Source organism: Streptomyces brasiliensis (genome assembly GCF_014647875.1).
In the GTDB taxonomy this organism is placed as follows: domain Bacteria; phylum Actinomycetota; class Actinomycetes; order Streptomycetales; family Streptomycetaceae; genus Streptomyces; species Streptomyces brasiliensis.
In genome coordinates this window covers 25360-38673 of the sequence record NZ_BMQA01000019.1, presented here as the reverse complement: position 1 = coordinate 38673, position 13314 = coordinate 25360, and the positions used below count along the sequence as shown (strand labels likewise).

Genomic DNA, 13314 nt, shown 5'->3' with positions numbered 1-13314 from the left:
GCCGGTGACGGAGGAAGCCGATTCATGCGCCAAGAACAGCACGCACGCCGCGATCTCCTCCGCGCTTCACGGAGATCCGCCCGGCCGCCTGAACGGTCGCGTGAACGGTCGCGGCTGCCGGTCACATCAAGGGCGCCGGTGACTCAGGGGCGGCGCTCCGGCACATTGTCGTGGACCCGCTTGGGGTCGGTGACCGCAACCGGCTCCAGTACCTCCTCGATACGCGCCATCAGATCGTCGTCCAGCACGACACCGGCCGCCTTGGCGTTCTCCGCTACCTGCTCCGGCCGCGACGCGCCGATGATGGCGGCCGAGACGTTGGGGTTCTGCAGCACCCACGCCACGGCCAGTTGCGCGAGGGAGAGCCCGGCGTCGTCTGCGAGCGGCTTGAGCCGCTGAACGGCCTCCAGCACCTCCTCGCGCAGCCACCGGGCGATCATGCCGGCGCCGCCCTTGTCATCGGTGGCCCGGGAACCCTGCGGGAGCTGCCCGCCGGGTGCGTACTTGCCCGTCAGCACACCCTGCGCGATCGGCGAGAACACCACCTGGCCGATCCCCAACTCCTCACAGGCCGGCACGACCTCCCCCTCGATGACCCGCCACAGGGCGTTGTACTGCGGCTGGTTGGACACCAGAGGGATGCGCAGCTCTCGCGCCAGTGCGTGGGCACGCCGGATCTGCTCCGCGGGCCACTCCGAGACACCGATGTAGTGGGCCTTGCCGGAGTGGACGATGTCGGCGAACGCCTCCATCGTCTCCTCCAACGGCGTGGCGACGTCGTACCGGTGGGCCTGGTACAGGTCGACGTAGTCGGTCTGCAGGCGGCGCAGCGACCCCTCGATCGACTCCATGATGTGCTTGCGTGACAGCCCCCGGTCGTTGCGGCCGGGCCCGGTGGGCCAGTAGACCTTGGTGAAGATCTCAAGTCCCTCGCGCCGCTCGCCCTTCAGCGCGTCGCCCAGGACCGTTTCGGCTCGCGTCCCGGCGTAGGCATCGGCGGTGTCGAAGGTGGTGATGCCGGTGTCCAGCGCGGCGCGCACGCACGCGGTGGCCGCCTCCGCCTCCACCTGCGAACCGTGGGTGAGCCAGTTGCCGTAGGCGATTTCGCTGATGATCAGGCCGCTGCGGCCGAGGTGACGGTATTCCATGGGGAGCAGTCCTTTGCTTGCGTGTGCGAGACAGTCGGCACGGCCCGGTGCAAGCGCACCATGGTCTGCCGCCGGCTCGGCACCCGCGCGGTTGTCGGTCGCTGGGCAGAGCTTTCATCAGATCATTTCGTACCCACCGGCAACAGCACTTGACTACTGCTGCTGAACGTACTCCGGACAGGGTTACCCAGACGCCGCCGGCCGGCCTCGTGACTCGGCGACGAGGGTGCCTTGGCCGGAAGTGGGCCAAAACACCCTCTGTCAGCCCTGGAGGCCATCTCACCGAGCAGGGACCATCATCCTGCTCGAGGACCATGTGCGGGCTCACCGGCCTGCCCGTGACCCGGAGCAGACGCTGCCGGGTGCCTGCGCCGGTCACACGATGACCTTCTCATCACGTGCCGCAGTCACGCACCGTCCGTCGCAAGGCGGGGGACTTCCGCGTAACGGGAAGGCGAGCCGAGAAACGCGGCGATCTTGCTCGGGTTGAACAACCACATCACCCGGTGGATGCCCGCCTTCGAGGCAGCGACCGTCAGCAACGTGGAGGGCTCGCCGTCCCGGTGGATCATCACGCCCGTACGACCATTGGCGTCCACCAACCGAAGATCCACACTGCGCCAGAACCGCGGATAAGCCGTCGCCAGGTTGGCCACCCGCGCAGGGCCCACCACCGGTATACGAGCGACGCCCCGGATGCCGTTGCCATCGGACAGACTGACGGCATCAGGCGCGAGAACGGCCTCCAACGACGCCACATCCCCCGTTCGGGCCGCCGAGACGAAAGCACTCAGAAGACGCCGGTGCTCCGCCGTGTCCACGCTCTCCCGCTGCTCGTCCAACAGATGCTTACGCGCACGACTCACTATCTTCCGCACGTTGACCGGACTGAGCTGAAGCATCTCGGCGATCTCGGGATAGCCGTAGTCGAACGCCTCACGCAGCACATAGGCGGCACGCTCGGTCGGGCTCAGCTTCTCCAACACCAACAGCAGAGCCATTTCCAAAGCCTCCGCTCGTTGCGCGCCCACCTCCGGATCCGAACTCGTGTCGACGGGCTCAGGCAACCACGGACCGATATAGGTCTCCCGACGCACGCGCGCCGACTGCGCAACGTTGATGGCCAAGCGAGTCGTGGCACTCGAGAGAAAAGCCAACGGGCTGACCACCACAGAGCGGTCGGTCCTCTGCCAACGCAGCCACACCTCCTGCACAACATCCTCAGCCTCGACCACGCTGCCCAGCACGCGGTAGGCGATTCCGAAGAGCCGTGCCCGGTGCTGCACAAAGACGGAGACGGCCCCTTCGAGGTCATCTGTCGTCGGTGACGGTTCGAGATGCATGATCCTGCGGTCTCCGTTCCTCCGGCTGCGACTGCCTAGTAGCGGCACCACGCGGCTACCGCGTGGTTGCGGACGACACTGGCGCGCGGCGCCGACACACTCTCCTGAAGACCACAGTCCCGGCAGGCACGAGGCACTGCCCGGCCGGCACGGGTACCGCTCAGAGCCACGGCTGCTCCGATCGCTTCGGGGTTGACGAAGCGGTCTGCAGTCTCGGGCAGCCGGCGGGTGTCTCGCGGCGTCTGCGGGAGGACTGGGCGACATCGATGGCGAGCCTGGTGGTCAACGCGAGGAATGCGGGCGGGCTGATGACGACGGAGTCGGTCTGATTCGGGTGGTCTGTGTACGACTCCAACAGCTTCATGGTCGCGCTCTCGGCTCCGTTCACACGCGGCATCCGTTGATGCGGCTGTGATCACGGTCGCTTGCCGGACCCTTCCATGGCGCCCTGGGCAGTGCCTGGCCCACTCCGTGGCCCCGGGGTGGTAACCCCGTGGGGCCGTGGGTGCCACGGCTCAGCGCGAGCCGCCACACACCGCGCAGCCTGACCCGAGGCAGATGGTCTACGCCAGTGGCAAATTGGCGGGTTTGACGTCAGAAAGGTAGGCTGCGCGTCGGTCTGAGATACAGCGCCGGTAGCCCCTGTCATTCGGTGGTCGACGGGCAACGGACGAACAGTCGGCGGGGGGCGGCGCCAATGGCAAGCAGAAGTGCCAGGGTGCCACTCCGCGGGCGGCAGGTCGAGTGCGAGACGCTGGACCAGCTTGTGGCGAGGGTACAATCCGGCCACAGCTCGGTGCTCGTCCTGCGCGGCGAGGTGGGCATCGGCAAGACCGCGCTGCTGGACTATGTGCGCGGCAGCGCGGACGGCTGCCGAATAGCCAGGGCGGTGGGCGTCGAGTCCGAGATGGAGCTGGCCTTCGGCGGCCTGCACCAGCTGTGCGCCCCGTTCCTGGACCATCTCGGTCGCCTGCCCGCGCCGCAACGGGATGCGCTCGGGACGGCATTCGGCCTGAGCACGGGGAGTCCACCGGACCGCTTCCTCGTCGGGCTCGCAGTGCTCAGCCTGCTCGCCGAAGTGGCCGAGAAGGAGCCGCTGATCTGCGTCGTGGATGACGCCCAGTGGCTGGACAAAGTCTCCGCGCAGACCCTCGCCTTCGTCGCGCGGCGCCTGCTGGCCGAGCGGGTCGGACTGGTGCTCGCCGTGCGCGAGCCCTCACTCGAATGCGAGCTGGCGGGGCTGCCGCAGCTCACGGTGGGGCGGTTGAGCGACAGCGACGCCCGCGCACTGCTGGCCTCCGTGATCCCCGGCCGGCTCGACGAGCGGGTCCGCAACCGCATCGTCGCCGAGACCCAGGGAAACCCATTGGCCCTGCTCGAGCTGCCCCGCGGACTGACACCCGCGGAGTTGGCGGGCGGGTTCGGACGCCTCGATGCGAGCCCGCTGGCCAGCCAGATCGAGCAGAGCTTTCTGCGGCGCGTCCAGGCGCTGCCGTCCGAGACGCAGCAACTGCTGCTCATCGCGGCGGCCGAGCCGGTGGGTGACGTGAGCCTGCTGGCCAGGGCGGCGGAGCTGCTGGGAATCGAAGCGTCCGCCGCCTCCCCGGCCGAAGCGGCCGGGCTGATCACCATCGCGACCCGGGTGCGGTTCCGGCATCCCGTGGTGCGCTCGGCGGCCTACCGGGTGGCGGCCACCGAGGCCCGTCAGCAAGTGCACCGGGCACTGGCCGACGCGACCGACCCGGACACCGACCCCGACCGCCGGGCATGGCATCTGGCCAACGCCACGGCCGATGCCGACGAGACGGTGGCCGCGGAGCTGGAGCGCTGCGCAGGCCGGGCGCAGGCGCGCGGCGGGGTCGCGGCGGCAGCGGCGTTCCTGGAGCGGGCCGCCGAGCTGACCCCCGACCCGGCTGTGCGCGGCGCCAGGGCGCTGGCGGCAGCCCGGTCCAAGTACCAGGCCGGCGGGTACGACACGGCGCGCGAACTCCTGGACGCCGCCGGCCTCAGCCCCATGGACGAGCACCAGCTCGCCCAGGCCGACCTGCTGCGCGGTCGGATCACGTTCGCCTCCAAGAGCGCCGGCAGCGCCCTGCCGCTGCTCCTCGAAGCAGCCAAGCGCCTGGAGCCGCTGGACGCGGGACTGGCCCAGGAGACCTACCGCGACGCGCTCAACGCCGCTCTCATCGTCGACCGTCTGCCGAGCGGCGTTCAACTGCAGGACATCGCCAGGGCGACGCTCGCCGCACCGCCGGGGCCGCCACCGGAGCGCAACGATCTGCTCCTGCGGGGCCTGGCCGTGATGACCGTCGACGGTTTCGCGGCGGGCACGCCCATGGTGCTGCAGGCCCTGGAGGCCTTCTGTACCGAAGAGGTCTCCAGGGAGGAAGGCCTCGGCTGGTTGCCGCTCGCCGCCCGCATGGCCTTCAACGTCTGGGATTTCCACAGCAGTACGGTGCTCTCGACGAGGCTGGTCGACCTGGCCCGCGAGACGGGAGCGCTGTCGGTGCTGCCGTCGGCTCTCCTGCAGCTCGTATCGAACCGGGTGCTGGCCGGTGAGCTCGACCACGCGGACGCCCTGATCGCGGAGGCACAGACCATCGGTGAGGCCACCAGCAGTCGCTACCTCGCGCATTACGTGTCGATGGTGACCGAACCGTGGAAAGGCCAGGAGGACGCGACGCTCCAGGCGATCGACGCGATGACCCGGGACGCGGATCTCCACCAGGGGCGGCAGGACAAGGTGCTCAGCTCGAGCCAGTGGGCGAAGGCGGTGCTCTACAACGGACTCGGTCGCTACGAGGAGGCGTACGCCGCGGCCCAGCGCGGCGCCGAGAACCTGCAGGAGCTCGGACTGGCGATCAGATCGATGGTCGAGCTCGTCGAGGCGGCCGCTCGGAGCGGACGGCCGGCCCGCGCCGCCGCAGCCGCCCGGCAACTCGACGGGATGGCACAGGCCAGTGGCACCGACTGGGCCCTCGGCACCTCGGCCATGGTGCGTGCCCAGGTGAGCGAGGGGCCTGCTGCCGAGGCCCTCTACCAGGAGGCGATCGAGCGACTCGGCCGTACCAAGATCCAGCTCACGTACGCCCGTTCTCGTCTGCTCTACGGCGAATGGCTGCGCCGGGAGAACCGCCGCGTCGACGCGCGCGAGCAACTGCGTATCGCGTACAAGGTCCTCAGCCGGATCGGGATCGAGGGGTTCACGGAACGCGCCTGGCACGAGCTGCGCGCCACCGGCGCGACGGTGCGCAAACGCACCCTCGAGATGCGTACCGCTCTGACCGCCCAGGAGGCGCAGATCGCGCGCCTGGCCGGTGGCGGGATGACGAACCCCCAGATCGGGGCCCAGCTCTTCATCAGCCCGCACACCGTGGAATGGCACCTCCGCAAGGTTTTCGCCAAGCTCGGTGTCGCGTCCCGCAAGCAGCTCAGCAGCACATTGCTCGAAGGCACGGTGGTCACGGCCTGAGGCTCGGCGGGCTGCCGTCGGAAGGCGGGCACCCGCCTCGGGCGCTCCACCTCGGCCGGCCCCGTCTTCCGGCCGGTGCCACGCGCGCGGCGGCTGTCCGGTCACAGATGACCGGAGCGCGGGAATCACCTTCAACAACTCGATCCTGCTCCTCGTCCGCAGCGTATCCCCCACCGGCCTGCCGGCGTTCGTCGTCGACATCACGGTGACCGTCCTGGCCGGCTCGATGACCACGCCCAGGCCGGCGAGTCATGGGCCCGCCGTTGCGGCCCCCTCCGTTGTCCCCGCCGGTTGCCGGGACGCCCTGGTCCGCGCGGACACGGCGGGTGGGAGCCGCATCCCCAGAAGGCGCTCCGCCCCAGGGGACCCTGTCGAGTCGGAGCCCCATGAGCGGCCGCCGGCCGCGTGGCGATCCGTGGCTGCAGCCCCAATCCGTCATGCGGAGCGCGTCGAAGTTCCGCTGCTCCCTTGTCCAGGGAAGGCCGGACGTTGTGTTCCCGCCTCCTCGGACAGAGGCGCCCGCCACCGCAGACCGTTCTTGCCGTCCGGCTCCCGGGCGCTTTCCCGCCTGGTCCCGGCCACGAGCAGCGCGTCGGCGGCCGCTATGGCGTCGTACACACACCTGGTTCCCATCATGACGCACAGTGTGTAGCTGACGTCCTCGAGCTCACGTGCCCTTTCCAGCTTCCCGCCTTTCGGCGAGCGCGATCTGCAGGGACGCGTACCGGGTCAGCAGCTCTCTGACGACCTTCGGATCCGGAACGAGCGGCGCAGACAGGCCCTTTCTGACGATCTTCGAGTCGAGTGCCCGGTCACGGGCGGAAGTCGGGCGCGCCGCGTCGGTGCCTGACACCTTGTACCTCCGTGGTTGTTGCCTGCATAGGTGGCTGCCCGTTTGCCGCCGGATGGTGGGCTGTTATGCCGACATCTCACGCTCGGCGGCTGCAGCGTCCGTGCATTCGAGGCTCACACCACTGCCTCGAAGTGAAAGACCGGAAGCGCCCAACTTCTGTGACGGCGCCCGCTGTTCCAGACCAGCAGCGCCGCGGTACCACGAGGTGGTCGTCCGTCTCGGCCGCTCGCCGGGCGCGGGCGGCCGAGGCGGACAGCGGCGGGTCAGGTGCTCGTTACCGCCTGGAGGGCGGCCGCACGGTCGTCGTCGAGACCGGTGAGCAGGCCCCGCAGGAGGGGTCCGTACTCGGGGTGGGCGAGGGCGAACGCCATCTGGGCGACAAGGTAGTCGGCCGGGTTGCCGGTGTCGTACCAGCGGCCCTTGATGACCTGTCCGTACACCGCGCGCGTGGAGGCATAGGCGTTGATGGCGTCGGTCAGGTAGATCTCGCCGGTCCTGTGCTCGTACCAGCGGCGGGTCTGTTCGCGCAGTTCGTCGATGATGCCGGGGGTGACGACGTAGCCGCCGATGGCCGCGTACGACGACGGGGCGACAGCGGGCTCGGGCTTTTCGACGAGGCCGGTGATGCGCAGTTGGCCGTCCCCGAGGTCTTCCTTCACGATGGGTACGCCATAGCGTTGGGAGTCGGAGGGGTCCATCGGCAGGAGGGCCAGCACCGGGCAGCCCGTCTGCTCGTACGCGCGGATCAGCTGCTGAGCGCGGGGGACCTCGGCCACGAAGACGTCATCGGGCCACAGCACCAGCACGGGCTCGTCGCCGAAGGCACGGGCAGCGTTCAACACGGGGGTGCCGTTGCCGTACGGGCCGTGCTGGTCGAGGTAGGTGATGTGGCCCTGGCTGGCCAGTTCCGCGACCTCCTCCACCGCGTCCGCGTAGGCCGTCTTGCCGTCTGCGCGGAGTTGTTGGACGAGGGCGGGGTTGGGGCGGAAGTGGTCCTGGATGAGACTCTTGCCGCCGGAGACCACGATGGTGATGTCGGTGATGCCGGAGTCCACCAGCTCGCGCACAGTGTGCTCGATGACCGGCTTGTCGCCGACCGGAAGCATCTCCTTCGGTGTCGCCTTCGTCAGGGGCAGCAGACGGGATCCGAGTCCAGCGGCGGGGATCACAGCCCTGCGAATCGTCGGGGACATCACATCTCTCTCTCGGTCGGTCGGCACCGTACCGGCCGGCACGGCACTTGTTGACGCCCAGGTCCGTGCCTGCGGCCGGCGCCGCCCTCGGCCGCCGCGGAACCCGGGACGGCACCGCAACGGCCCTCGTCCGGTGGGCGGCCGAGCGCCCTTTCGGCCCCGGCTGTCCGGCTTCCGGTCCTTGGGGCTACCCGTACCAGGTGTTCGCGTCCGACGCGTTCGGACCCCCAGGAACCACACGACCCTGGACACCGCGCGTGAGCAACCGCAGAGCACACAAGGAGATACCGCACCCGTACGCCGGTACCTGCGTCGGGGGTGGTCGGTTGCCCCAAGGAGTGACCGGCGTGGACCGCGGCCAGGCTCTCACGTCCCGACTCGCCGTCGGGCGGCCCGTCCGAGCCATCGTGGCGATGCCCGCGGCGGTCACCGGACTCCGTGCTGCCGCGGCACGTCACGGCCCGTCACGCCGGCTGATCACCGACAAGGGGAATCACAGCGCCACGGCCGCGAAGAAGACCGCTCGCAGGCATCCACGCGACCCGGCTCCATGCCGTGGCGGACATGGCGCTCATGCTTCTTCCGCCCTCCCACGGAGCGCGTCTGCTTCGGGCTGCGCCGACCTCGTCGGCGGTAAGCCCTCGGGGATACGGGGCGGCTTGGCGTCCTGCAGCATCGTCGCCGCGGTCGACCACGTCCCGGAACGCGCCTTGTCGTCGCTCGCGCCCACTGAGTCCTTGGTTGACACCGTGTGCACCTCCGTTGGTCGTTGCCCCGACGGGAACAGCGTTCGTTCGTTTCCGGCTGCTCGCACGGCTGTCCCTCAGGAAGACCGAGGGCAGGCGGCATGTGTGACAGAGGTCGCTGCTTCGGCACTGCTCCGATCGATGTCACAACAGTGGTGCGAGTCCTGTCGATGTAGTGCACGTGGCTGACTTCGCCGTCACGCAGACGTACACGGGGTCGATGACCCCTCGATGGGAGGGATTCGGATGAGAGTCGTTGTCGCAGGGGCCACCGGGTTGATCGGTTCCAGAACGGTTGCCAGGCTCCGTGACCATGGCGTAGAGGTCGTGCCCGTCTCACGCCACCACGGCGTCGACGTGATCACAGGGAGCGGTCTCGACGAGGCGTTGCGCGGGGCCGAGGTGGTGGTGGATGTCACCGATGCGCCCGCGCGCACCGAGGAAGCCGGTCTGCATTTCTTCCGCACCGCGACGGCCAACCTCCTGGCCGCGGCGGCCTCCGCCGGTGTCGAGCATCACGTGGCCCTGTCGGTGGTGGGGGCCCAGCGGCTGCGGTCGGGTTACTTCCTCGCGAAGGAGCTCCAGGAGTATCAGGTGGGAAAGTCTCCGATCCCCCATTCGATCGTGCGTGCCGCGCTGTCCTTCGAGGCCCTCCAGGCCATCGCTGTCGCTGACACCCGTCCGGACGGGGTCCACGTGGCGCCCGCGCTGGTCCGTCCTCTGGCGACGGACGACGTCGCTGCCGCGGTCGCGCATGTCGCCGTGGGAGTGCCGCTGCTCGGCACGCTCGAGGTGGCCGGCCCCGAGGAGTACCGCCTCGACGACCTCATGGCGAAGCTCCTCGCCGCCAATGGTGACGCCAGAAGTGTGGTCACCGATGTGCGCGCCGGACTCTTCGCCGCCCAAGTGGGCAAAGGCGCGCTTCTGCCCGAACCGGGCGCCCACATCGGACACACGACCTTCAGCATGTGGCTCGCGCAGCGCTGACGCGCGCGGGCGCGGCGGCGGCCTCCCCACGCACATCTCTTACGGACGGCCGCCACGGCGCACTCGTGGCCGCAGCCGCCCTCCGCCTTCACCTCCCCTCGCCTTGACAGGAAAGCCTCGATGAGTGATCAGATCCGACCCGCAGAGTCCTCCGTGACGAGTGAGCTCGACCAGGTACCCGACCGTGACGCCGAGGAGACGAGGGAATGGCAGGCCTCCCTCGACGCTGTCATCAGGCATGCCGGGCCCGAGCGCGCCGTGTACCTGCTGCGGCGCGTGCACGAGTACGCGGCCAGGTCCGGAGTGGCCCTCCCGGGGCTGCTGGCCTCGGACTACATCAACACGATCCCGGCGTCGTCCCAGCCGCCCTTTCCGGGCGATCTCGCCATGGAGTCGCGCATCACCGCGCTGAACCGGTGGAATGCGGCCGCGATGGTCACCCGCGGTTCCCGTCTGGGTCTCGGCGGCCACATCGCGACCTACGCGTCCGCGGCCTGGCTCTATGAGATCGGGTTCAATCACTTCTTCCAGGGCAAGGACGGGGACGGCTCCGGGGACCAGTTGTACTTCCAGGGGCATGCCTCGCCCGGCATCTATGCGCGGGTGTTCCTGGAGGGGCGGCTGAGCGAGGAGCAGTTGGACAGTTTCCGCCGGGAGGCGGACGGTCACGGGCTGCCGTCGTACCCACACCCGAGGCGCCTGCCGTGGCTGTGGGAGTTTCCGACCGTCTCCATGGGGATCGGTCCCCTCTCCGCCATATACCAGGCCAGGTTCAACCGCTATCTGCACAACAGGGGAATCAAGAACACTTCCGGGTCGCGGGTCTGGGCCTTCCTGGGAGACGGGGAGGTCGACGAACCCGAGTCGACGGCCGCACTGGCGCTCGCCGCCCGCGAGGGTCTCGACAACCTCACCTTCGTCATCAACTGCAATCTTCAGCGGCTGGACGGCCCTGTACGGTCGAATTCCAAGATCGTGCAGGAGCTCGAGGCCCGGTTCCGCGGTGCGGGCTGGCACGTGGTCAAGACCCTGTGGGGCGAGGCCTGGGACCCCTTGCTCCAGCGGGACACCGACGGCTCCCTCGTACGCCGCCTGGGCGAGATACCCGATGCCCAGCTCCAGACCTACGCCGCGCGGGACGCCGCCTACATCCGCGAGCACTTCTTCAGCGGCGACACGCTCTCCGGCATCGCCGCCGGACTGAGTGACGCGCAGCTCACCGACCTGTTCGAGAACTCCCGGGGCGGGCACGAACCTCTCAAGGTCTATGCCGCCTACCGGGCCGCGGTCGAGCACCGGGGCGAACCCACCGTCGTTCTCGCCCAGACGGTGAAGGGACACACGCTGGGCGCGGGCTTCGAGTCGCGCAACGCCAACCATCAGATGAAGAAGCTGACGATGCCCCAGTTCCGTCAGATGCGCGACGCGTTGGAACTGCCCATTCCGGACAGTGCGTTGAGCGGGGATCTGGTGCCGTTCTGGCACCCTGGTGAGAACTCGGAAGAGGTCCAGTACCTGCGTGAGCGGCGTTCTGCTCTGGCAGGCGCTGTCCCGGTGCGCAGGGTGGTGGCCAAGCCCCTGAAGCAGCCACCGTCCGGCCCCTTCGAAGCCCTCCGGAAGGGCTTCGGCAAACAGGAAGTGGCCACCACCATGGCTCTGGTCCGGTTGGTCAAGGACCTGATGCGCGACGAGGAGACGGGGCGACGCTGGGTGCCCATCATCCCCGACGAGGCACGGACGTTCGGCATGGAGTCCCTGTTCCCGACGGCCGGGATCTACTCGCCGTCGGGTCAGAACTACGAGCCGGTCGACGCCGACCAGCTGCTGCGCTACAAGGAGGCCAAGGACGGCCAGCTCATCGACGAAGGCATCACCGAGGCCGGTTCCATGGCCGAGTTCACCGCCGCGGCGACGTCGTACGCCACGCACGGCGAGCCCATGATCCCCTTCTACATCTTCTACGCCATGTTCGGATTCCAGCGAACCGGCGACCAGTTCTGGGCCCTGGCAGACCAGATGGGCCGCGGCTTCGTCATCGGAGCGACGGCCGGGCGTACGACGATGACCGGCGAGGGACTGCAGCACGCCGATGGGCACTCCCACCTGCTGGCATCCACGAATCCGGCCGCCGTCAGCTACGACCCGGCCTTCGCGTACGAGATCGCGGTGATCGTCAAGGAAGGGCTGCGGCGGATGTACGGCGACCAGCCCGAAGACATCTTCTACTATCTGACGGTCTACAACGAGCCCAAGCAGCAGCCTGCCATGCCCGCCGGGTCAGCGGTCGAGGAGGGGATCGTGCGGGGCATGTACCGGTTCCGGCAGGCGGAGCCCCACGGCGCCGGACCGCGGATCCAGCTGCTGGCCTCCGGCACGGCCATCCACTGGGCGCTCAAGGCCCAGGAGCTTCTCTTGTCCCAGTGGGAAGTCCACGCTGACGTCTGGTCTGTGACGTCCTGGACGGAGCTGCGCCGCGACGCGCTGAACGCCGACAGGGCGCGGCGGCGGGGTGAGGAGCGCGTCCCGTATGTGACGGAGGCGCTGTCGGGTACGCGAGGGCCCGTCCTGGCGGTCAGCGACTGGATGCGACAGGTGCCCGATCAGATCAGCCAGTGGGTCGATCGGGACTACTCGTCACTGGGAACGGACGGCTTCGGACTGTCGGACACCCGCGATGCCGTGCGCCGCTACTTCGGAGTCGACGCCGAGTCCGTCGTGGTGGCCGCCCTGGACCAGTTGGTGCGGACCGGGGCGCTCGATCCGGACACGGTTGCCGAAGCGCGCGATCGCTACGGCCGGCAAGGGTGAGCACTTTGCCGACGGCACCCCTTCGTCGTGGCGGCCGCGGTCGGCGATGCGACGTCGACCTGGTCTGCAGCCGCTGCATCGACACCTGGCCCGGTGGAGCCTCACCTGTGGCCCCATTTGGTTTCACATGAAACTGTATCGAACGAATGGATGGCTGTAGTGTGGCCTCATGACCGCCAATGCCCCTCACAGAACCACGACCCCACGTGCGACCGACCGCCCCGGGGATGAGTCGCCCTTCGCTCTCGGCTTGCTGCTGCGCCGGGCGCACTGGCACGCGGCCGCGGTCATGGGGAAGGCGCTTCAGCCGCTCGGCATCGAGTTGCGGCATCTTGCCGTGCTGATCGTGCTGGTCGACCGCGGACCCACGGTGCAGCGAGACCTGGCGGCGGCGACGGGGTCGGACAAGGCGGGAATCATGCGGGTCGTGGACGACCTGGAGCGCAAGGGTCTGGCCGTACGCAAGAGCGTGCCTGGAGACCGGCGAGCGCGGGCAGTGGAAATCACACCTCAGGGACTCGAACTCTTCGATGCAGCCCATGTGGCGGCGGAGCCGCTCGTGGCACGTCTGGTCGCCGAACTGGGGCCCGGCGAGCCCGAACAGCTGACGGATCTGCTGACCCGGTTCACCTACCCTGCAGGCGGCGAGGCGTAAGCGCGCCCGCGCACTGTTCGCCCGCCGCGTGGGTGCGCTTCGCCTCATGCGGCTTTCGCGTCGAACCCGGCCGTTGCATGTCGTTGGCCAGTCAGTAGCTCGCTCTGCA

General features: G+C 69.0%; 7 protein-coding genes and 1 pseudogene. 4 read left to right on the top strand and 4 right to left on the bottom strand.

Going from position 1 to position 13314, the window contains the following annotated elements:
- Positions 1-143 precede the first annotated feature (143 nt).
- On the bottom strand, positions 144-1148 hold the full coding sequence (locus tag IEZ19_RS26125; RefSeq protein ID WP_189313731.1) for an aldo/keto reductase family protein: 1005 nt from the start codon (positions 1146-1148) through the stop codon (positions 144-146).
- A 407-nt stretch (positions 1149-1555) separates the two neighbouring features.
- On the bottom strand, positions 1556-2491 hold the full coding sequence (locus tag IEZ19_RS26120; RefSeq protein ID WP_189313730.1) for an RNA polymerase sigma-70 factor: 936 nt from the start codon (positions 2489-2491) through the stop codon (positions 1556-1558).
- Between the two features lie 697 nt (positions 2492-3188).
- Here IEZ19_RS26120 and IEZ19_RS26115 point away from each other — a divergent pair.
- The gene (locus IEZ19_RS26115; RefSeq protein WP_189313729.1) at positions 3189-5963 is read left to right on the top strand and encodes a helix-turn-helix transcriptional regulator; all 2775 of its coding nucleotides are present in this window, start codon (positions 3189-3191) and stop codon (positions 5961-5963) included.
- Between the two features lie 528 nt (positions 5964-6491).
- Here the strand turns inward: IEZ19_RS26115 and IEZ19_RS51025 are convergent.
- A pseudogene (locus IEZ19_RS51025) lies at positions 6492-6741 on the bottom strand (DUF5133 domain-containing protein); the annotation flags it as partial.
- A 338-nt stretch (positions 6742-7079) separates the two neighbouring features.
- Positions 7080-8009, bottom strand: a complete 930-nt coding sequence (locus IEZ19_RS26105; protein ID WP_189313728.1) for a UTP--glucose-1-phosphate uridylyltransferase — start codon at positions 8007-8009, stop codon at positions 7080-7082.
- A gap of 992 nt (positions 8010-9001) precedes the next feature.
- On the opposite strand from IEZ19_RS26105, the gene IEZ19_RS26100 reads away from it, so the two are divergent.
- The 3 genes from IEZ19_RS26100 to IEZ19_RS26090 all read left to right on the top strand — a co-directional run bounded on the left by IEZ19_RS26100 (position 9002) and on the right by IEZ19_RS26090 (position 13205).
- Positions 9002-9742, top strand: a complete 741-nt coding sequence (locus IEZ19_RS26100) for an SDR family oxidoreductase (RefSeq protein WP_189313727.1) — start codon at positions 9002-9004, stop codon at positions 9740-9742.
- Positions 9743-9862: 120 nt separating this feature from the next.
- On the top strand, positions 9863-12550 hold the full coding sequence (gene aceE / locus IEZ19_RS26095; RefSeq protein ID WP_189313726.1) for a pyruvate dehydrogenase (acetyl-transferring), homodimeric type: 2688 nt from the start codon (positions 9863-9865) through the stop codon (positions 12548-12550).
- A gap of 169 nt (positions 12551-12719) precedes the next feature.
- Positions 12720-13205, top strand: coding sequence for a MarR family winged helix-turn-helix transcriptional regulator (locus tag IEZ19_RS26090; protein ID WP_189313725.1), 486 nt, complete (start codon positions 12720-12722; stop codon positions 13203-13205).
- Positions 13206-13314: the final 109 nt, after the last annotated feature.